Source organism: Nocardioides sp. WG-D5 (genome assembly GCF_054031175.1).
Map to the genome: position 1 here is coordinate 1,066,927 of NZ_CM132928.1, position 21,021 is coordinate 1,087,947.

General features: G+C 63.2%; 17 protein-coding genes. 3 read left to right on the forward strand and 14 right to left on the reverse strand.

Features of this window, described 5'->3' with window-relative positions; all coding sequences use genetic code 11:
- Nucleotides 1–40: 40 nt before the first annotated feature.
- The 3 genes from ACWZJV_RS05250 to ACWZJV_RS05260 all read right to left on the reverse strand — a co-directional run bounded on the left by ACWZJV_RS05250 (nt 41) and on the right by ACWZJV_RS05260 (nt 4,835).
- Complete coding sequence (locus ACWZJV_RS05250; RefSeq protein WP_457180474.1) at nt 41–3,619, reverse strand: fibronectin type III domain-containing protein; 3,579 nt, start codon at nt 3,617–3,619, stop codon at nt 41–43.
- A 308-nt stretch (nt 3,620–3,927) separates the two neighbouring features.
- Nucleotides 3,928–4,188, reverse strand: coding sequence for a hypothetical protein (locus ACWZJV_RS05255; RefSeq protein WP_457180475.1), 261 nt, complete (start codon nt 4,186–4,188; stop codon nt 3,928–3,930).
- Complete coding sequence (locus tag ACWZJV_RS05260) at nt 4,188–4,835, reverse strand: hypothetical protein (RefSeq protein ID WP_457180476.1); 648 nt, start codon at nt 4,833–4,835, stop codon at nt 4,188–4,190. Before ACWZJV_RS05260 ends, ACWZJV_RS05255 begins: the two co-directional genes overlap by 1 nt.
- A gap of 614 nt (nt 4,836–5,449) precedes the next feature.
- Between ACWZJV_RS05260 and ACWZJV_RS05265 the strand changes: the two genes are divergently transcribed.
- Complete coding sequence (locus ACWZJV_RS05265; protein WP_457180477.1) at nt 5,450–6,028, forward strand: hypothetical protein; 579 nt, start codon at nt 5,450–5,452, stop codon at nt 6,026–6,028.
- 21 nt (nt 6,029–6,049) lie between these two features.
- On the opposite strand, the gene ACWZJV_RS05270 is transcribed toward ACWZJV_RS05265, so the two are convergent.
- A complete protein-coding gene (locus ACWZJV_RS05270) occupies nt 6,050–6,358 on the reverse strand; it encodes a histone-like nucleoid-structuring protein Lsr2 (protein ID WP_457180478.1) in 309 nt (102 codons plus the stop codon).
- Between the two features lie 210 nt (nt 6,359–6,568).
- Entirely contained in the window at nt 6,569–7,051 is a 483-nt protein-coding gene (locus ACWZJV_RS05275; protein ID WP_457180479.1) for a hypothetical protein, read from the reverse strand.
- 382 nt (nt 7,052–7,433) lie between these two features.
- Between ACWZJV_RS05275 and ACWZJV_RS05280 the strand changes: the two genes are divergently transcribed.
- Nucleotides 7,434–7,901, forward strand: a complete 468-nt coding sequence (locus ACWZJV_RS05280) for a hypothetical protein (RefSeq protein ID WP_457180480.1) — start codon at nt 7,434–7,436, stop codon at nt 7,899–7,901.
- Nucleotides 7,902–7,935: 34 nt separating this feature from the next.
- Here ACWZJV_RS05280 and ACWZJV_RS05285 read toward each other — a convergent pair whose 3' ends face one another.
- On the reverse strand, nt 7,936–8,937 hold the full coding sequence (locus tag ACWZJV_RS05285) for a restriction endonuclease (RefSeq protein ID WP_457180481.1): 1,002 nt from the start codon (nt 8,935–8,937) through the stop codon (nt 7,936–7,938).
- A gap of 451 nt (nt 8,938–9,388) precedes the next feature.
- Here ACWZJV_RS05285 and ACWZJV_RS05290 point away from each other — a divergent pair, with 451 nt between their 5' ends.
- A complete protein-coding gene (locus ACWZJV_RS05290) occupies nt 9,389–9,829 on the forward strand; it encodes a hypothetical protein (protein WP_457180482.1) in 441 nt (146 codons plus the stop codon).
- 59 nt (nt 9,830–9,888) lie between these two features.
- Here the strand turns inward: ACWZJV_RS05290 and ACWZJV_RS05295 are convergent, their stop codons facing one another.
- The 8 genes from ACWZJV_RS05295 to ACWZJV_RS05330 form a co-directional block, all read right to left on the reverse strand.
- Nucleotides 9,889–11,154: a hypothetical protein gene (locus ACWZJV_RS05295; protein WP_457180483.1), complete on the reverse strand. Its 1,266-nt coding sequence runs from the start codon at nt 11,152–11,154 to the stop codon at nt 9,889–9,891.
- Nucleotides 11,133–11,630: a DUF4365 domain-containing protein gene (locus tag ACWZJV_RS05300; RefSeq protein WP_457181933.1), complete on the reverse strand. Its 498-nt coding sequence runs from the start codon at nt 11,628–11,630 to the stop codon at nt 11,133–11,135. Before ACWZJV_RS05300 ends, ACWZJV_RS05295 begins: the two co-directional genes overlap by 22 nt.
- Nucleotides 11,631–12,015: 385 nt before the next feature.
- Nucleotides 12,016–12,258, reverse strand: coding sequence for a helix-turn-helix domain-containing protein (locus ACWZJV_RS05305; protein ID WP_457180484.1), 243 nt, complete (start codon nt 12,256–12,258; stop codon nt 12,016–12,018).
- Nucleotides 12,245–15,364, reverse strand: coding sequence for a type I restriction endonuclease subunit R (locus tag ACWZJV_RS05310; protein ID WP_457180485.1), 3,120 nt, complete (start codon nt 15,362–15,364; stop codon nt 12,245–12,247). The genes ACWZJV_RS05305 and ACWZJV_RS05310 overlap by 14 nt, the downstream gene beginning before the upstream one ends.
- Nucleotides 15,361–16,602, reverse strand: coding sequence for a hypothetical protein (locus tag ACWZJV_RS05315; protein WP_457180486.1), 1,242 nt, complete (start codon nt 16,600–16,602; stop codon nt 15,361–15,363). The genes ACWZJV_RS05310 and ACWZJV_RS05315 overlap by 4 nt, the downstream gene beginning before the upstream one ends.
- The gene (locus ACWZJV_RS05320; RefSeq protein ID WP_457180487.1) at nt 16,595–18,559 is read right to left on the reverse strand and encodes a type I restriction-modification system subunit M; all 1,965 of its coding nucleotides are present in this window, start codon (nt 18,557–18,559) and stop codon (nt 16,595–16,597) included. The genes ACWZJV_RS05315 and ACWZJV_RS05320 overlap by 8 nt, the downstream gene beginning before the upstream one ends.
- Before the next feature lie 732 nt (nt 18,560–19,291).
- Nucleotides 19,292–19,984: an HAD family hydrolase gene (locus ACWZJV_RS05325; protein WP_457180488.1), complete on the reverse strand. Its 693-nt coding sequence runs from the start codon at nt 19,982–19,984 to the stop codon at nt 19,292–19,294.
- Between the two features lie 17 nt (nt 19,985–20,001).
- Entirely contained in the window at nt 20,002–21,018 is a 1,017-nt protein-coding gene (locus ACWZJV_RS05330) for a tryptophan--tRNA ligase (RefSeq protein WP_457180489.1), read from the reverse strand.
- Nucleotides 21,019–21,021: the final 3 nt, after the last annotated feature.

Consider the following 21,021-nt stretch of genomic DNA (forward strand, 5'->3'; position numbering starts at 1 on the left):
CCACTCAGGTGGGCGTCACTCATCGACTCGCTCAGGCAGGTCAGGGCCCCGACCCTGTTGCTCGGGCTGCAAGCTCCGCCCCCATGTCGATCATCTCGTTGCCACTACCGGCGTAGTTGGTGTGCGCTGCTTCCGATGCCGGCCACCCAGGCGCGCAAACGATGTCTAGTTCGTGGCACATCGACACTGTGCGCGCGGCGACATCGCTAGGCAATGGACCCGAACCGCGAAGACCGGCGTATGCATACGCTCCCTCTCGCGACCTCGCAACCGCGGTGTCTCCGGCCTGAACAAAGTCGTTGCTGTATACATCCTCCTCCGGATAGGAGTTCTTCGCAGGATCGGCGACGAGCCCGACCGCTGAGATCTTCGCCAGCGCCTTGGAGCTGGCGCGTTCCGTCAAATAGAGGTGGATGGCCAGAGCACCCTGGGAGTAGCCGACAAGTACATACCGTTGAGCATCCTCGCAGCGATGGATCTCGTCTTCGATGTACTGCTCGAGCCGGTCAACCCCTTCCCAGATGCTTGCTCGATAGGCGGCCCAGCTATAGCCGGTCGCGATGCCAACCGAAACCATGCCACCGACCACGCCCTCCACAAGAGGCACATGCATCGCGGTGTATCGAAGGCCGATGACCTTATGTACTTCCGGCCCAGTGCGCCCGGCATCGGACAGTGCTTGTGCGAACCCGTTGTAGACGCCTTGGACTGGTTCGCCGAGGCCGTCTTCCCATCCTGAGTACCACAGGTCCCCGTTCTGTTCGTACGGCAATTCGCCAGATCCGCGAACACCGAGGAACATCAACTGTTTGCATCCGGGGCCTGATGTAGTCGGAGGTGTTCCGGGGTCTGACCTCGTCGGTACCTCCGGCTCGACCCAGCCTCTCCAGGGGACCGCCACCACGCCGCTTCCCGCGGCTGCGGCACCTGTTCCGATCGGCGCGGGACCGTTCGGGTCGCCCCAGTCAACGTTGCGCGCATCGACAAAAGCGCCCCCGTAACCATGGACTCCGACGTCAGAGTCGGCGACCCGACCGTGGATCTCAGCATGTGCATCTGCATAGCTGAAGAGTGCGGTGGATGCGTATCGGACATCGACGCCGTTGAGAGTGACGGTGCTGCCGGCGTCCGCGACGACGCCGTCCCAGTTCACTGCAATGGGTCCGTCCGGTGGGCCATCGCCGTCTAGATCGCCGCCTGCGGAGTCATCGCCGTCCGAGGTGAGGATGACCGGTGCCTGGTCAGTGCCCATCGCGGTCAAGGTGCCCTGGACGGCCAAGCTGGGCGCGCTTCCGCCCCAGCAGCCCGGCGAGTGGTGCCGGAACTTCACAGTCGCCCCGGCCGCGAGAGACAAGGTCGCACCGGGAGCGATAGTGAGCCCAGACAACCAAAGCCAAGATGCAGCCTCTCCACAGATCGTCGTTCCGACCACGAGTGCGAAGTCGTCCTCGGCAGAGACCATGAGGTCTCCGGTCACTCGTCCGACGAGTTCCAGAGTGCCTGGTTGCCCGTCGGCGACCACGTTGTCGATTCGTGCTGGGTTCAGGTTCGCCCCGCGCACGTAGACCGTCTGTCCGCTCATCCCGATGACATTTCCAGTCACCACTGGAGACGGCGTGCCGTGAACTGCGCCAGTGTCGATGGTTAGCGCAAACTGGTTAAGGGGTGGCCTGCTGCCCGTGATCTGATTGTCCTCGACCACGAGTTGCCCACCTGGCACGTCGCTCTGCCGTCCGGTTGTCGCTCTCAGTGTTCCTTGAACTGTATTGCCGCCGACGCGGGTAGGACCGCCGCGGGTCTCGACCCTGAGATTCGTTCCCACTTCGTTCCCGGTGACAGAAACAGACGAGTTCGCGCCCACATGGTGCATGTTGTCAACGACGAGTGAGCCGGCCGTATGTGAGTTCGTGACTGTGGATGTTGGAGTCATCACTACGATCTCGGTGGCGGAGACACGGTTCAGCGTGGTGGTCGCTGGTTCAGAGGCTGCTTCGCGGGTCAGCGCCCCGTTGCGCACCGTTACCCACTCAAGATCTGCGCCACCTGTCCCGTAGAGGTACGGGCCGCGCCAGGCTGTCGGTGGGACGGTCGGGTCCTCGTCGCGATCGGTGTCACCTCCGGCAGTGTCGTCGTGAGCCGACGCGATCAGAATTGGTGCGGCACTCGTTCCAACGGCGCGGAACTGGCCACCGTCGAGATGGATCCGGACCCCCTCGGCGACCTTGATGATCGTGCCCGGCTCAACCGTGACGATGGCGGCGAACTGGATACGAAGATCACAGGTAAGGACGTGTACCTCAGCAGTCGTCCAGCGCTCAGAGTTGGTGACGTCTCCGCAGTGTTCTTGTACAACCGGTCCCGGTGGCGGGCTCGCTGACTGGGGTGTGACGGTCGCCGGCTCTGAGCGACCAGACTCATTCCCGGTTGCATCAAACGCTGCCACGGCGATCTGATAGGTCGTGCCGTTGATGAGCTCCGTGACGCGAAGCGTCGTGGTCTCTGAGTTGGTCTCCCCAACCTGCTCCCAGCCACCGGAGGGGAGCATCGCGCGATAGACCCGGTACCCGGCAAGGTCATCGTCGAGGACTGGCAGCCAGGCGACCTCCGCTGCCTGGTCACCGGCCGCGACCTGCAGACCTCCGGGCACAGACGGCGAAGTCGTATCTGGGGGCGCAGCAGGCGTGACGGTCACGGCGGAGGACCGTGCCGAGACGTTCCCAGACGTGTCGGCGCTGGCCACAGCAAACCTGTAGGTAGTGCCGTTAGCCAGGCCAGTTACGGTCTGGTTCGTGCGCGTCAAGGGAGCTGAGTTGAGCCGAGTCCAGTCTCCTGATAGCGCGGCCTGGTAGACCACGTACCCGGCCAGATCGCTGGCCAGCACTTCATTCCATGACAACGTGACGCGCTGGTCGGAAGGATCAGCTGCCACGCCGGAGGGAACCGGCGGCGCCGTGGTGTCCGGTGGTGGGGAAACCTTGATGGTGCGCGTTGCCGACGTGATCGCTGCCGCGCCGTTGAACTGCATCGCCGTGACGCGGTAAACCTTGGAGCCGGGTGTGTTCGCAGTGATCGTGAAGGTGGCCTTCCCCGTCGAGGTCTGCATCTTCGTGGCGATCGTGACCCATTGGTCACCGCTACGCATCTCGAGTCTCGCCGGCCTGCCCACCCTGACCGGAGTGAACTGGGCCGTGGCGGTGAGTTTCTGACCGACCGTCCCGGTGGCGGGTGCGAGGAGCACCGCTGTCTGGCGCTGCGTCTTGACGGTCCGCGAGGCTGACACAGCTGCGCTGTAGACGCGGCCGTTGATTCGCACCCGCCTGGCGTAAACCCGGTATGTCGTCGTGCTGGTCGGAATCTTCCACCTGATCACATATCGACCGGTCGCCGTCGACTTGGCCGAGACGACCTTTGTCCAGGTCCGCCCGACCTTCCGCTGCAAGACGACAGGCCTCTTCGGGCCAGGGAATCTCCCGGAGAATGTCACCCTCTCTCCCGCGATGCCCGATGTCGGTGAAACCGACAGCGCACTCGCAGCGTGCCCTGGCAGTGTTGGCTGCATCATGGTGATGGCCAACGTCATTGCCACCAGAAGAACCAACCGAGATGCCGTCGTCTTCACATGCGCCTGCTCTCCGATTGTGCCCATCGCTACTGGCAGCCCGACCGTGACGTGCCCATCGCAGTGGCCACGTGAGTCAGCCAAACACCGATACCCGAGAGCAACCGCCGACGGCCAGGCGACTTCGTTGAAATCGGGGAGTAGCTGGGGCACGCCACGGCCGCTGTTACTGCCTATCGGAACTTCCAGCGCCCTAGCGCTAGACGCCTCGCTCCTACCTGACATACAACGGGGTCTCGAGGAGCCAGGGACTTCCCGCGTCGTCTGCCACAGCGCAAACCACGCCACGCACGCCAAACTGCTCGGCGTCAGTCCTCGCGAAAAAGCTCGACGACCCTCGCCTCGAAGGCGTCGAGAGCCTGCCGAGAAGCCCGTTCGTGACTATTGACTTGCGGTGTGGAGATCAACACGTGGCGTCCGAAACGAACCTCCGCATGCCAGCGGTCTGGGCTGATGGCATCGCATACGATGACGGCCTGAAACTGCAGCTGCGGCAGCGATTCGGTCCATGTGGCCCCCGGTTCGACTAGGCGCCCGTAAAGAGTGTGCTCGACGCGCATTCTGCTCATCACTCGCCCGTACCTCGAACAGGCCGCGGCTCGTGGCTCGCGGCCTCGAACTTGTCGAGGATCTTCTCGAGCCGCTCGATGGCGCGCTCCCACATGGTCAGGCGCGCGTACGCCAGCACTAGAGCACGGTCGTAGGCGCCGGCTGCCAGGAGGTCTTTGAGGTGGCGAAAAACGCCCCGAGCGGAGATGTCATCCGTCCAGCCCTTGTATCCCTCGTAAACGATTCCTTCCAGCGCCTTCTCCGCCTCGGCGCTCAGCCCGGCATCCATGACCACACCAGTCGCTACGTTGTACGCGCCGGTGACCTTCGCCCAGGGCTCCATCTCACCCGGGACCCACTCGACCAATACGATGGTACTGCTCTCCAAATGATGGAGCTTCTCCATGGTCTTGAACCTCGGGCACCAAACAAGGACCACACCACCGTCTGCAATGTATCCACTGCGCTCGGTCACGATGGTCAGCTTGTTGAGCTCGGCGTGCTGGGTCACATCGCTCTTACGCGGCGACAGCACGGTCAGTGGCACCCTTTGTGATCGCGCAACGGCCAGACCGAGCCTCTTGCCCAGCGCCAGGCTGTCCTTGACTTGTCGGTGCGGCACGTAGACGTAGCGGTGCTTGAGCACCTCTTGGAGCAGATCTGACATGGTCTGTCCCTCCGTCGTAATCCCCTCGGACCTGAGAGTAGAGGGCAGCACCGACAATTTGCCGACCTTGACCTGGCGAGCGTGCACCACTTACGACATGGACCGATCACCAGCCAAGTTGGATCTTCCACCCCTGCGCGTCGACGAAGTCCGGCAGACTCATCCAGCGGATACCGAGCGTGGTGCAGGCGTCGGGGAGATCCGCGGCTTGTTGGTGCTGTTGGCCGCCGTCTCCTGCGTACAACTGTGCCGCTGTCCAACGACGAACGGGTCGGCGCGGTTCCGATTTGGCCCCAAGCTGGTCGGAACGACGCGTGTGCGGCAAATTCTGGCGGCTGATCTCGACGCGATGACCGCTGGCTACGCGAGCGGAATGGTTGCGTTCTGCTGTCCCGCAAGTACGGCATCGCGGAGAACACGGTGCTCGCCCGGCTTAAGAGGCTGGGGTCGAGGTGCGGCGGCAGGAGCACCTCGACCCTGGCGCGTTGAGCGAGATGGCGTCGCTCCGCGAGCAGGGCTGGACTCTCCGCGCTCTGGGCGATAGATACGGCGTGACTCGGCAGACGGTAGCGGTGCGCCTCAGAAGCGTGAACAAATCGCACGCTGATGCTTGAATGGCGACGATGAGCGATTATTGCCACCTCTGCGATGCCGATCCCTGCTACTGCGGGCAGCACGGAAAGATTGCCCGTGCACAGGCGCACTCGGTTACGACCCGAAGTGGCCCGAGCGGTATCGACCCGGCCATGCGCGACTTTGTACTGCAGAAGTACGACGAGGGAGTTCTTGCGAATTGGGTTGGTTGGCTTCGTCTGCTTGAAGAGCGCTTCGGGCCTGACAGCGGAGCCGTGCGCAATGCTTGGAACCGAGTCAGTAACCAGCTCCAGCGCGACTGGCTGCTGATCGACGAGCCGGAAGGTGACGAGACGCTCCGAAGCCCGTCGCACTACCCAAACATGCGTCACCTCTCAGTCGCAGAGTGCGTGGCGGAGATTGAGCAACTGATCGAGAGCGGCGGCTGGACTGCCGGCGAAAAGGGTCTGCGGCTTCACGAGGTCTGGAGGCGCATCCCGAACGTAGTTTACATCAGCGTCTACGACGCGATTCACGACATGAACGGTCGCGGCCACCTCGTGACGACCACCGCACCGAGCGGGAAGCCCAGCCAGTTCTGGTACGTCCGCGCCAACTGACCCACAGGAGGGGTCCGTGGGTCAGTTGGCTGCGTCGAATGCCTTGCGGACGTCGGCAGGGATCCGACCGCGTTCAGGAACTTCGTAGCCGTTGTCCTTGGCCCAGGCGCGCATCTCTGCAGGGGTTCCGCTTCCAACAGCGGCCTTCTTGGTACGGCCTGAAGTCTTGCCAACCTTCCGAGCCGCAGCAACAAACGGGTCCAGTGCCTTGGCGAGCTTGTCGGCGTTCTTTTCGCTGAGATCGATCTCGTAGTTTGTTCCAGCCAGACCGAACGTCACGGTCTGAGTGGCCTCGCCGCCGTCGAGGTCGTCCTCGAGAATGATTTGCACTTTCCGAGCCACGATGTGACTTCCCTTCGTCTATGGGTCACGCGCCACAGATCGTACGTTGAACTCGGCCTATTTGGGAACCGGAAACGGCGACGCCACTCAGCCCTCGATGGGCTTCCGGCTGAGCGGGAACGACGCTCTCTATCGTGACCGTCGCTGTGGCAAAGGCCACTCCACTGACAACTGGGCAACACTGGAGTCGCGTGCAACTCAGTGGCCTCTGCCGTGCTTCTCCGTTTCGCTCCCTGGTCGCGGCTTGATGGCCCAGGCCTCGCGATCCAGAGTCCTTAGGGTGACCTCGATAAACCCACGAATCCGATGGACGCTTTGGAGTTCGCTAGCTGTTGCAGAGCGGTCCCCCTCGATCAACTCCTGTCTGATCCCATCCAGGTACAGTACGCCGAGCACCGAGCCCTCGACTTCCTTCCATTCACGTGACGGAAGCATGCGCGCCAAAGTTCCGGCATGTGCCTCGTAAGCACTGGTTGGTAGCGGCCCCTTCTCAGGACCCCAGTTCCCATCATTGGCAACACTCTCGGTGACCGCGACGACCTTGTGCAGATCAGTGCAAAGTAGACGTACCGCGGCACGCTGTGCGAACCTTTCCTCGCGACGTGCAATCGCATAGTTCACACCCCCGGTGACGATAGCCCCGACGACGACACCAACTAGTCCAACGATCGCAACGATCATCGTGAGAGTCTATTGGCTCAGCGGATAGTTCAATGTCGGTTTGGGCCAACACCTGCGGGGGGACGCCAACCTCACCTGGCTTGACCAGCACCAGGTTGCCCGCTGAACGTCGCGCCGGCGACGCTTGGTATCCGTCCGGTTCCGCCAAGCGCATGCCCGTTGCGAACGATGCCCGACCACGTGGGTTATACGGGTTTCGCGATTAGACCGCTCCGAGCGCATGGCGGCAAGGTTGCGACCCTTGTCGAGACGAGCTCCCGCACACCCGGGCTCTACTGTCGCCGGAGTTGGAGGTTCGCCCAATCTGGGGGATGTCTTGCCGACTTTGTGCATCACCGAGATGTGATGGTCAGACTCGCGACACGACCCGGACAGGCTGATCGTGCTCACCACCATGCGCGAGCACCTCGATAGCGTGTTCAAGGAGCAAGCCATGCCGCGACAAGACCAGCATTACGTGACGGACCTGTGCGATGCAGTCCTGGGCGTTCCAGCCTCCCGCGAGCATCGATTCGCATGGCTGCTCGGCGACCTGTCACCCAAGACCGGACGACATGTGCGGCTCCCGGTCGATGCGTACTGGGAGTCCCTTGGGTTGGTCATGGAGTTTCAAGAGGAGCAGCACTCTCAGGCCGTGAAGCTGTTCGACAAGCCGGACGTGCTCACGGTGTCCGGCATCCATCGGGGCGAGCAGCGCCGGCTCTACGACGAGCGCAAGGCGCAGCTGATCCCGGCCAACGGCCTGCGTCTCATGGTGATCCACAAAGACCAGTTCACGGTGCGACGCAAGCACATCGTGCCGAATCAGGAGCGCGACATGGAGGTTGTTCGTCGGCTGCTTGCCGAGTAGGTGTGCACAAAGTCCTGCAGAGCTGACCGCCAAGTCAGCTGATCTCCGCCAGGCGCAGGTACGGCTCGCCCCGGACCTGGGCGGCCTGCACTTTAGCCTTGAGCGCGTCGATCAGGTCGATGCGATCATCAAGGATCCAGGCCAAATCCTGGCCGTCGATGAGAATCAAGCGGTTGTCCTTGGCTAGGCGGTACAACTGCACGGCTTCATCGCGAAACCCTGCCATTGAGATGAATATGCCACGTGTAGCGTCGAGACGGCGCGATACCTTGCTGGAAAACGTCTCTAGATCACTGGCTGTGGCAACGTCTTGTCTCCATCGTGCTTCAACGAGGTAGGTAAATGCCTCGAAGGTTACCGAACCATCGACTTGGTCGACAGCAGTCTTGTACGAGCAATGGTGTTCGAGTTCGGCCAGGTCGAACAGGTCGTTTAGGAGCCGCTCGAACCCGTATCCACGGCGTTGTCGGTCCGTATCGGTGTGCCAGTCCGCGAAGGTACGGTTTAGCACAGATAGGCGCTCACGACGGCTCGTCGTCACCTGCACCTTCGCGGCTGCCGCCTCGCGCCGCTGCTTGCGTGCCTCCTCCGCCGGGGATACGAGCAACTTGGCTTCGGTGGCTAGACGACGTAGGTCGGCGATGGCATCGCGACCTGCTGTCTGGTCTGGCGCATCGGGCTCAGGCCGGTCGACGTTGGCCAACGCAGTGATGATTCGATGCTGCACTTTCCGTCCACGTGGGCCAGCACGATCCAGGTCATCCCAGATCGAGCGCATGATGACGTACTTATTCTTGTCACGATGGCGGGCGTAGCCGTTCTCGCTGACCCCACTGTTGCGCAGAATCTGTTCTAGTGATCGCTTGTAGTGCAGCGCGGCGCCGGCCACGCGCACCGCCGCCTCGAACACGCTGTACGAAACTGGCTCGTCCTGCATGCGTCCATCTTGTCGTCTTGTGCCGTTCTTGATGCCAGTTTCGAGCTTCGCAGCGGGTCTGGTGCGGCTGGCAGTACGGGTGCACTTGCCAGATGCCATAGCGTCCGCGCTACTGGCCATGCCATGTTTGGCAGGGTCAGCCCCGCTCAGCAAGGCATGTGAAGGTACGTAGCGATGGCCGAAGCAGTTCATCAAGCACGACCACCGCGACCTCGATCTGCGCCTCGGGCACGCCACAGATACGGAGGCTGGAAGCACCTGAGACCTGCGGTGGCCACCTGGGTCCGAACTAGCCGATGACCGTTTGCCCATGGAGTCTGGCAGATGCCATCCCAGGAGCCATGGATGCGATGACACTGCGGCCGGACCGACTACGGTGCCTGGCATTCACTATTGCCAGTCCTGCGACGAACCGCGCGCAATGCTGCCCTCCGATAACGGGACCGCCGGTTGCGGGCGATGTGCTGCGGTTGACCTTGCAGCGACCCGGCTCCCGCTGCTGGTCCTCACGGGTGCATCCGGAGCCGGCAAGTCAGCGTTGTTCCCACTGTTGCTGGAACGGCTCCACCGCTGGTGCGCCGTATTCGATGTCGACTGGCTCATCGATCCGATGGGCGGTCCAGTGAACATCGATTGGCACGCCTATCGAGACACCTGGCTGCACGTCGCGCACGGCGTCGCTCAAAATGGCCTACCCATGCTCCTGCTAGGCCCGTTTGTCCCGGACTACCTCGAGGATCTGCCCGGACGAAGGTGGGTCGATAGTGTTCATTTCGCCGCGCTCGACTGCTCCGCCACCGACAGACGCGACCGGATCGCGGCAAGACCCGCGTGGCGTGCCCGTGACATTGAACAGCAGCAGGAGTTCGCTGACTGGCTGCGCGTGCATATCTCAACGGTCTTCGACACGTCTTCAGCCACACTGGAGGAGACCGCAGACGCGGTCGTCTCCTGGGCTGAAGACCGGCTGGGGCGTCGCGGCAGTACGTAGCCGTCATTGTCACTCACTGTGCGGCCGGTTTCCGCCTGGACCCGACTGAGCCCTGTGGGCTAATCCTGAGGACGCTTGGTCACGTACTCAAGGAACGAAGTGTCGGCTTGAACGCGTCCGCCGAGCCGCCAACTCCTGCCGACCTTTTCAAGACGACCACTGACGGTGAACGGGATGCGGCGGCGGTGCGCCTGGATGGCCCAGTCGTAGTCATCGCCATGCAGCGGAACCGTGACTCGTCGCTGTCTGCCGTCGATCTCGCCCTGGATTACGACCTCGCCCTCGTACTCACCAGTGTTGCTGTCCGCGTCGGCTGCCCGCTTGAGCTCCACAACAGCGCCCACGATCGTCTCCTGCCTTGGTTCCTCATCACGCTTGGCCAACTGTCGTTCCACCGGCTCGAGGGAGGTGAGGACTTCACGGTCGATGCGGATCTCGCTAGGCACATCGGCCCACATCGGCTCGAGCGCAGACCACTCGAAGGACAGATCCAGCCCCCGAACACCCTCCCCTCCCCCGGCGGTGCGCAGTGCCTTGATCAGAGGTAGGCGCATTCCCTGCGCGACGGCCTCCTCAAGCTCATCGGAGGATCCGCCGGCGACGACGTATCGCTGCGTGACTTCCAAGCTTCTTGAGAGGGTGGTCATCACCCGTCGGGTGTAGTTGGCCATCGGCTCTTCGACTGGTGGCTCTTCGACGGGCGGCGCGGCGAAGATTCGCTCGGCGACGGTCCCCGCCGTGTCATCGTGAGGCGAGGCCGGGAAGCCTGGTAGTTCGTCGGTGTCGAGTCGTGCCGCCACCGTGATAATGAAACTGCCGCGCTTGGTGTGGCCCATCCGTACGTCCTCGGCAAGGAAGTCTCTTACGTACTCGGGCAGCCGTCCTTTTCCTGTCCCTCTGGGATTGTGGGCCGTCAACGCTGCCGATCGCACCATCGAGTCGATGCTTTCAAGGAGCTCGCTGGCTTGACGTAGCGGAATCGTGCCGTCTTTGGAACTCTGATCGACTCGTACGAAGAACAGGTCCGCACGGATCGCCGAGACCCGCTCTGCAATGGTCGGCAGGGTCCAGCCATAGGCCTGACCGATCGCCTCGACGGCCTGAGCCAACCTGAGCTGGTAGTCCTCAAGCCTGTTGTTGCGTGGAATGTGGAGATACATGGGCGAGCCACGGTGCTGGACCTCGGCATTGGCCCACACCTGCTCCCACCCGAGATCCTGTTGGATCGTCCAACTCTCGGTGGCAAGGAACTGAGCGACGTTCGAGTCGGTCAGGACCTCGGCGTACTCGGCCAGCCGCTCGCTCATAGAATCTGCGGCTGCCATGCGCTTGCCTCCTCCATCAACATAAGGATCGACTCCGGAGTGACCCGATTGCCATCGGGCAGATGAATGGTCTGCGTTTCCTGTCCCATCATCGCAGCAGGCATCTGATGCCCCCACAGCCAATACATATGGCTCTTGGCCAACAAACCTGCATGGTCGTGGTGAAGCCAGTCCCAGTAGTCAGCCGCGGTCACCAGCACGCACAACAGCATGGGGTTCGACCGGTTGAGCTTCGTCATCTTCTCGACTGTGCGCACGTCCAACGACCATGCGATGTGACCGTCCCGCACCACCGACGCCTGGCCGGTGCACTTCAACTGGACATCGATCTTCGGCGCACACCGCTGAGGCGAGTAGTCGACGGTTGAGGACAGCGTGACGTCCATGCAGTCGTAGTCCTGGCTCCAACTTCCCAGCGTGAGACCAGCGGCGCCAGCAACCATGCCGATGTAAGCCTTGCTGAGCTCCTCCTTCATCGCCGACACGGGCAAGGAACCGTCTGGCACCACATGAGACCCCTGCTGTGTCATCCATGCACGCCCTGTAAAACTCGCACACCACATCGAACCATGGCCGGCACCGCCCGCGTGCAAGAACCTCGACTTCAGCTGCGGTTCGCTGCTACGGCGCAGCAGGGTGTGGTGTCGGCATGCTGAGGTCGCTCGAGAAGACCGAGACGGGGCTGACCTACACCAGCGACGCCTCAGCACACGGATACGGCGAAGCCCTCCCAACCGCAGTCCCAGCACCACAGACCTGCCCGACGTGAGCGTCTGTCCGGGATCCTCGAACCCGTTGGTTGTCACACCGAGGGCGGTTGGTGTGGCTAGCAGTCAGGCTGCGAAGACTCGATCACGGCCACTACACCCCTGACTGCGACGAGTCGGATTCATTAATTACCTGCACCTCCAGTGTCAGCCCGAGTACGTAGGCAACCTTCACGAGCGTCGCGGTGTTGACATCGTCGCCGCGCTCGATCCGAGCGATGCTCGGCCGCGAGACGCCGGCGTGCTCTGCCAGCTCTTCCTGCGACCAGCCGTGGGCATCGCGGGCCTCACGGATCCGCTTAGCCACCGCGCTCATCGGCTCTTCAGACTGGGTCAACGTCGTCGGCCTTGCCGTGGTGCTCGGCGTGCATCATCTCGGCACTGATCGCGATGAGCCTGTCCATCACGTCCGGGTCAGCCAGCGCCTTCTTGATCTCACCAGAGTCTTGGAATGCCTGGAACGCCGCGTACTCGGCAGCGTCCGAGAACTTCGTCGAGCTGTCGAGCTGCTCGACCGTGTTGCTCTTGGCCATCGCCACGGCTTCCTCGTTGGCGTCGAGGTACCCCCAGTACGCGGTAATGAAACCTGCGACGCTCACCGGGTTCGCGTCGATGCCCTGCCCGCTGAACAGGTCGTTGACCTTCTCGATGGCTTCCTCGAGCGGCCCCTTCGGCTTCGCAGCGTCACTGTGGGGCTGCGTGCCGAAGGTCGGCAAGTCGAGGGTCTGGCTCTCCTCGCCCGACGACAGGGCGTAGTTCTCGCCGACCTTGCCTGGCACGAGCTTCACGCCACCGAGTTGCACGCCCTCCAAGTATGAGTCGTCGTACGTCTCGGGAGTGAGATGGAGGTTGCGGGCGAGCAAGGTCGCGAGGACCGCGCGCAGGCGCAGGTCCTCGTCCTGGTAGTCGACGATCTGCGAGAGAAACTGCCAAGCATTGCGGTAGCTGATCACGTCGGCACGGAACTGCTTGAGCTCCTCGTACCGGTCCTTGTCCTGCGTGAGCTTCGCCTTCTGCAGCTCAGTGCCCCAGGCGTGCTTGATCGGGCCGAGGGCCTGCTGGATCGCCTCGCCGCCCTGCTTCTCGATGTACGCCTCGGCCACGGCGTGCAACTGCGCCTCGGTGTACAGCCCCGAGGCGTCCAGGCGCTCAGCGAGCTCGATGAGCGCGTTCGCGTCCACTTCGCCCTCGACATGGGCATCCGTGTAGTACCGCTCGAAGTCGCGCTGGATACTCTCCGGGCTGTTGACGAAGTCAACGACCATCGGAGCCGACTTGCCGGGGTAGATCCGGTTGAGCCGCGAAAGGGTCTGCACCGTGGCGATGTCGGTGAGCACCTTGTCGACGTACATCGCCATCAGGCGCGGCTCGTCGAAGCCGGTCTGAAACTTGTTCGCGACGATGAGGACCTTGTAAGCGTCCTCCTCGCGGAAGGCGGTCGCCACGTCACTCACGCCGTTCATCGAGACCTCGGTGACATCGATGCCGGCGTCGTTTTCGATCGCCCCAGAGAAGGCGACGAGGGCCTGGAACTCCCGGTCGTAGCCGCAAGCGGCGATGTAGGCGTTCATTTTCTCCGACCACAAGACGGCATCCTTGCGCCCCGAGGTCACGACCATCGCGCGGGCCTGCCCGTCGAGTTGCCCTGCGACGTTGCGCCGGAAGTGCTCGACGACGACTTGGACCTTCTGCGCGATCGCGGTCGGATGCAGCTGTGCGAACCTCAGGATGTCCTTCACGGCACGGCGCGTCTCCACCTCCGTCTCGTTCTCCTCGTCGTCGAGCGCGCTCTTGACCCTCAGGAACATGTCGTACGTCGAGTAGTTCGTGAGGACATCGAGGATGAACCCCTCCTCGATCGCCTGGGCCATCGTGTAGTTGTCGAACGCCTCCCACCGGTCCTCACCGTCGACCTTCGTGCCGAACAGACGCAGCGTCTTCGCCTTCGGCGTCGCCGTGAGCGCGATGAACGTGATGTTTGCGCTCTGTGCGATGGCCGAGTCCGTGGCCGCGAGCAGGTCGTCAGCGCTGATCTCTTCGTCGTCGTCGAGCTCGACGTCGACGAGGAGCGCCTTGAGGGCTCGGGCCGAGGTCCCCGTCTGCGAGGAGTGCGCCTCGTCGGCCACGATCGCCCAGTGCCGGCCCTGCAGCTGTGCGGTGTCCTCGATGAGCTTCATGACGTGCGGGAATGTCTGCAGGGTGCATGTGATGATGTGGCCGCCGTCCAAGAGCGCCGTCTTCACCTGCGCGGACTTCGCACCTGAGGCGCTGCCGATGTTCACCACGAGACCGGTGGACGACTGCACGAGGTTCATGTCGTCGCGCACGTTCTCGTCGAGCACGGTCCGGTCGGTGACGACGATGACCGAGTCGAAGGTCGAGGAAGCGTCGGCACCCATGTGCCTGATGAGCCGATGCGATAGCCACGCGATCGTCTTCGTCTTGCCCGAGCCCGCCGAGTGCCACACGAGGTATCGGCCGCCCGGTCCGTGAGCCTCGATGTCGGCCACCACGCGCTCGACGGCGCGCAGCTGGTGGAACCGGGGGAAGACGAGCCGGCCATCCTTCTTCTTCGCCCGTCCCGGCTCGAAGAGCGCGAAGTCCTTGACGATGCGCATGAACATCGGCCGGGCGAGGATCTCGCGCCACAGGTAGTCCGATGCCGAGCCTGTCTCCGAGGGCGGGTTGCCCTCGTGACCATCGTCGCCCTGGTTGAACGGCAGAAACACGGTGTCCGCACCGGCGAGCTTCGTCGTCATGAAGACCCGGTCGTTCGACACCGCGAAGTGCACGAGTGCACGGCCCGGAGCGAGCAGCGCCCTTGTCGCGCCGGGCACCCGGTCAACCTTGTACTGCTTGATGGCATCGTTGACCGTCTGCGTGTTGTCGGTCTTGAGTTCGAGGGTGACGATCGGCAGGCCGTTGGCCAGGAGCACGACGTCGATCGTCTCAGTCGTCTTCGTGTCGAAGCGCACCTGACGCAGGACACGGAGTTTCACAGCTGCAGACTGGTCGACGACGCTCGTGAGTTGAGGGTTCGCCGGCGGGAACACGACGAGGGGCCCGAACTTTGCCGTCGGCCGGCCGACCTGGGCATAGCTGAAGCCCTTACGGAGCACGCCGAGTAGACCGCCCATGGGGTGCCCGCTGATCGGGTCCATCTTCGTGATCTTGCCGAGTTCCTTGATGACGTGCTCGAGGAGCTTCGACTGCGCGAGCTCGAGCGCGCCGTTCACGAGGTCCGAGGGCACCGCCTTCTCGTACTCGTCGGGGTACTGCGTGGCGAGCCAGTCGAGCACGTCACCGGGCACCATGGCGCGCGCGACGTCCCAGCCGGCAGCGCCCGGGTTGCCGGCGCTCTCGTAGATCCAGCCGCGCTCGCCGAGCGCCTCACAGAGGTTCTTCTCGAACTCGAGCTCCATCAATTGCTGGTCAGCGCTCATGCGATGTCCTTTCGTCCGGTGACGACATCGGTGATGAGCGCCGACCGGCGCTCAAGGAGAAGGTGCTTCAGGTCGGCGACTTTGGCGAGCATCTGGTCCAGGCGCCCGGTGACTTCGTCGAGGTGATAGGCGATGCGCTTCTGCTCGTCCATGTCGGGCAGCGGAACCGGCGTAGCGTCCAGCACGGTCTTCGTCACCCGCTTCGCGTTCGGGCGGACCCCCGTGCTGATCGCTGAAAAGTAGTCGACGTACCTCGAACTCCGGAAGAGGTAGTGAACGTATTGAGGGGCGAACCGATCGGAGATCCAGAAGGCCTTGTAGTCCGGGCTGATATAGCCCGTCATTGACGACACACCGAGCCCTCCGTGGTTGAGCCACATCATGTTGGCCGCCAGTTGCCCAGGCCGCACAACCCGGTACTTCGACACGTCTGCCGACGCTTGCTGACCGTCCGTTCGGGTGTTGAGCTCGACCCCGCGATACTCCGAGATTGACAGCAGGGGGCCTGGCGGGTCGTCGCCGTTTCGTTCTGTGCTCTCGACGAAGTCGTAGCCGAACTTTGTGTGATCCCAGTGGTCAGGGATACCAACCAGCGGGGAGCTCGCGTCGATCGTTCGGTGCAGTTGCCCGTTGTCCAAGCCGAACACCGCACGCGTCGCGACCTCACCCACCCGGAAACGCAGCGTCACGGCCAGCTCGTCGAGTTTCGCGATCATCGCGTCGATCTCGCCAGTCTCGCGGTCGAGGTAGTCGGCGATGCGATTCTGCTCGTCGAGGTTGTAAGTCGGCACTGGAAGGCGCGAAATCGCGCCGCCAAGAAGCGAATACCGCGTGACCCCGAATGAGTTGTTGAGCCAGTAGCACTTTGCGTAATCCGATTCGAGGAGCCAGTAGATGAAGCGTGGCTCAGCCACAGACGAATCCGGACGCAGCAGAGAAAGGTGGTAAGCACACACCATGTCTGGGGCCGAACCGGTGACAAGCGCCGGAACTCCGATGTCATCGGGCGACTCCGAGTCCTTAGTGATGATGACGTCCCCGGCCCTCACGCCAAGCCGAGCGATTTGCTCGGCGGAGGCTGACGCGACCATCAGATCGAGGTTAGGTGTGATCCACTGGTGGTAGTACACGTCCGTGTAGTTCACGAGGCGAACAGGCTGCTCGCCGCGCTTCGACTTCTTGTCGACGTTCGACGTGCGGATGTCGACGTACCGCCATAGCGGCGCGGTCTCACGCATCCTTGTGCACCGCCTCGAACATGACACGGAGCTCGCCCATGAGGCGCGCAACATCGGCGTCGATGTCCCCGAGCGCGCGTGGCTCCTCGGGGACGTAGAAGATCCGGGTGAAGGGGATCTCGTTGCCTTCCTTGGCCTTGGCCTCATCCCAGGTCGCGCCCGCGGCGAATGGCAGCACCTCACGAGCCATGTGCTCGTCGAGGTCTTCACTCATCGGCACCCGCTCAGTAAGCTTCCACCCGTCTAGCAGCACAGGGTTTCCTTTACGGTCGATGGCGAGAGGCGCGTCTTCGTCCTGAACACCCATCGCAGCGCACACGGCGTCTACAAGACCCAGTGGAGCCTTGAGACCGGCGTTCTTGCAGCGCTGCTTGAACGCTTCCGGCAGCTTGTTCCAGACGAAGCCGTCAAGACCCCGCAGGATCTCGACATACTCGTTGGACCAGCTCCTGTGCTCGCTGGCCTGCTCGATCGCCTCGCCGGAGAACCTCGTCGCGAGCCGGGCCTGCTTGTACACGGGTACGTCGCGGAACATGAAGTCCTCCTTGACCATCACCCGCGAGATTGCCGGGTCTGCCTCCTCGAAAGCCTTGTAAGCCTCGTGCACGACAATGCGCTTCTTCTCGGTCATCTGGCGACGCTTGAAGCCCATCGGCTTGCGCATCGAGTCCCACTGACCAGAGGCGTCGATGAGCTGGACCTTGCCCCGGCGCGCGGGCTCCTTGTTCGTATCGAGGATCCATACGTAGGTCGCGATGCCGGTGCCGTAGAACATGTCGTTCGGCAGTTGCACAACCGCGTCGATGAGATCCTCGTCGAACAGCCACTGACGGATCGATGTCGGACCCTTGTCGCTATTGAACAGCGGCGAGGCGTTCGAGACCACGGCAGCGCGGCCACCGTGTCCTGCCTTGCCTGCGGGAGCGAGCTTCGAGGCGCAGTGCGCGAGGAACAGCATCTGCCCGTCACTCTTGCCCGGCAGGCCGTGGGAGAAGCGGGTACCGTCCACCTTCGACTGCCTGACGACCGAGTCGTATTCGACCTCCCAGTCGGTGCCGAACGGCGGATTGGACAGCACGTAGTCGAACTGCCGATCCTCGTACTCGTCCCTGATAAGCGTGTCGCCCTTGCGGATCGCGTCGGGCAGGCCGCCCTGGATGAGGAGGTCCGCCTTACCGAGCGCGTAGGAGTTGGGCATCATCTCCTGGCCGAAGAGGTTGACCTCGATGTCCTCGTTGAGCGCTGCGAGGTGGTCCTTCGCCACGAGTAGCATTCCGCCCGACCCTGCCGTCGGGTCGTAGATCGAGCGCGTCGTGCTGCGCCCGGCCAAAGACTCCTCGTCGGAGGCGAAGAGCAGGTCGACCATGAGGTGGATGGCGTCGCGCGGGGTGTAGAACCCACCCGCGGCCTTCCCCTTCTTGTCGAAAGCCCGGTACATGACGTCCTCAAAGAGGTCGCCCATCACGGTGTTCGGCATCGACTTCGCCGAGAGGTCAAGCCCCGCGAAGTGGCGGATGACCTGGTGCAGGCGGTTCGCGTCGTCGAGCTTCTGCACCAGGCGCGGGAACTCGAACGACGTCCAGATGTCGGCGATGTTGCTCGAGAACTCCCCGACGTAGGCGAGGACCGACTTCGCGACGTTGTCGTCCGTCGAGGCGATCGTCGCCATGCTCAGCGGCGAGGTGTTGTAGAAACTCAGCCCGAAACGACGCTTGACCTCGGCGTCGATGAATCGCGTTGGGGTGTCGTTGTCGACGAGCATCTTGACGACGCTGATCAGCTCTGTCTTCGTGTCGGCGAGCAGGCACTCGAGGCGACGCAGCACCGTGAATGGCAGGATGTAGTCTCCGTACTCGGTCTCCTCGACGACGTTGCGCAGGAACTTGTCTGCAGTGTCCCAGACGACGTTCGCGGTCGTCGCCGCGCGTTGGGCATGGGCCTGGGGAGTGGTTGTCATGAAGCCTCTTCGCTCGTCGAGTCGCGGTGTTCTTGTATCAGATACTTTACATTTTCGAGTCGATCTGCACGCCACGTTCAGCACGATCGGCTCATTTCTCTGCAGAACCTCCGAGCCTGGCGACACAATGTCGGCCCGGCATGATCCACGACTTGAGCCATGAACTTCGAGCAGCCCTTATCGACGCAGTCCAGCAGGCCGCGACACCTACCGCGGCCGACATTGCCCGGACCTCGTCATCGCCGGGACATCGATCCTGGCTGCGCTGCAGGACGATACTGAGTCCTCGTCCGCGTGGCCGACCTCGAGGAACGGTGGCTTGTGACGGTCAAAAGTCGCCGTCAGGCCCCGAGTCAGCTCGTAGGGGTGGTCTCCGCAACCCCTCCGGGACGAGTCTCTTGCTGTCGGAGGTCAGATCTCCTCTTTCGTAATCCGGTGCCCGGAGATCGACCTTACGGTTCCGGCGTCTGATCGGAACCTTCACTCAGACGTAGCAGTCAAGAACCCGACATCGCATTGGCGCCAGAAGCGACCTAGTGCTGCTCCCGTGACTGAGGTAGCCGCGCGTCGAAGTCGCCCAGATCCATCCGGAGGCTCGCAGACGCTCATCAGCGCCGTTCCGGCGGGCACTTGGGGTCACCGGTTCGGTACGCCTCCGGAGCGGGGACCTCGACGCCAGATCGGCGACGAACCGCTAGATAGGTCGGCCAGATCGGGCTTCCATATAGCCGGCTACACACCCAGCCGCACAAGGCGTTCAGCACCGATCTCTTCGACCGACGACAGGGCCAGGCCGCCCCACGTGGGCCCAACGCCAAATGCCAAGGTACCGGCGCCGCCTCGGCGAGCGACACGAACGGGAGTCATGCCCAGCTCCCGTGCTCCTCTGAGTTCGTCGCCACCGCCATCACCGACGTAGAGAGCCTCGGCCGGACAGGCTGCCAGATGCTCGAGGGCTTCTCGGTAGAGCGCCGAGGACGGCTTTACCGCACCTGAAGTACAGGAGAAGACGGCGTGGTCGACGTCTTGCGCGAGCCGAACGGCCGGCCATGCCTCGGCAATCTCGGCGCTCGCATCGCTGACGAGCCCGATGCGGATCCCGTTCCCACGGAGATCGGCGAGCAGCGTCGAGACCGACCGGTCCGGCACGAGTCTGGGGGTAGCCAGGCTTCGCCACGCCGCGGCAACCCGGCTCGGTGACGCAGACGAGCCGACGTGCTTCATCAGGTGGTCGACGAGTGAGTCGACGTCCGGGAGCGACCCGTCGTGTCTGGTCGTCCACGATTCGTGGAGATATTCATCGACAGCTGCGGTGCCGCTTTCTGCTGCGGCGCTGAGTGCTCGCACGGCGGCGGCTCGATCCGAGCGCGATGGTGCGGCAACGAGCGTCCCGAACAGGTCGAAGATCACCGTCGTGGCTGACATCGAGCGGTCCATCTGCCTCAGATGCCGATCGCAGCGCGTACGCCGTCGAGGACGGGTCGGGCACGCTTCCTGGCTGCCTCGGCTCCGTTGTGCAGGATGCGGTCGAGGTCGCTGCCGGGCTCCATGAGGGTGTCGTAGCGCTCTCTCATCGGGCCGAGTTCGCGTTCGAGGATGTCGGCGAGGTCGTTCTTGAGCTGTCCCCACCCATACCCGCCGGCAGTTAGTCGCTGTCGGGTGTCTTCGGTCTCTGCCGGGGTGGCGAACTGGGCGAGGATCTGGAAGACGTGGGAGGTCTCGGGGTCCTTGGATTCCTCGACCGGCGTGCTGTCGGTGGGGATCTTGCGGACCATCTTCCGAAGCTTCGCCTCGGGCAGGAAGAGCGGGATGGTGTTGCCGTAGGACTTGCTCATCTTGCGGCCGTCGAGGCCAGGCAGCGTACGCCCGGAGTCCTCGGCCGGGACGGAGGCTTCGGGGATCTTGAGGGTGTACGCCTTGCCGTAGAGGTGGTTGAACGTGCCGGCGATGTCGGCTGCGTACTCGACGTGCTGCATCTGGTCTTTGCCGACAGGGACGATGTCGGAGCCCATGATGAGGATGTCGACGGCCATGAGGACCGGGTAGTTGTACAGCCCCATGTTGATGCCGGCGTCGAGCTCGTCGCGTCCGGCTGCGGCGTTCTGGTCGCGGGCGGCCTTGTAAGCGTGGGCTCGGTTCATCAGACCCTTGGCGGTGATGCAGGACATCACCCAGTGCATCTCGAAAATCTCGGGCACGTCGGACTGGCGGTAGATGAGGGTTTCGGTCGGGTCGAGGCCGGCGGCAAGCCAGGTGGCGGCGACCGAGCGGGTGTAGTGACGCAGGAGCTCGGGATCCCTGATGCTGGTCAGGGCGTGATAGTCCGCGATGAAGTAGATCGACTCGTGCTGCTTGGTCAGCTCGAGCGCAGGTCGGATCGCGCCGATGTAGTTCCCGAGGTGTGGCTCGCCTGTCGGCTTGATTCCGGTCAGGGAGACCTTGGCGTCTGTCTGCGACATGAG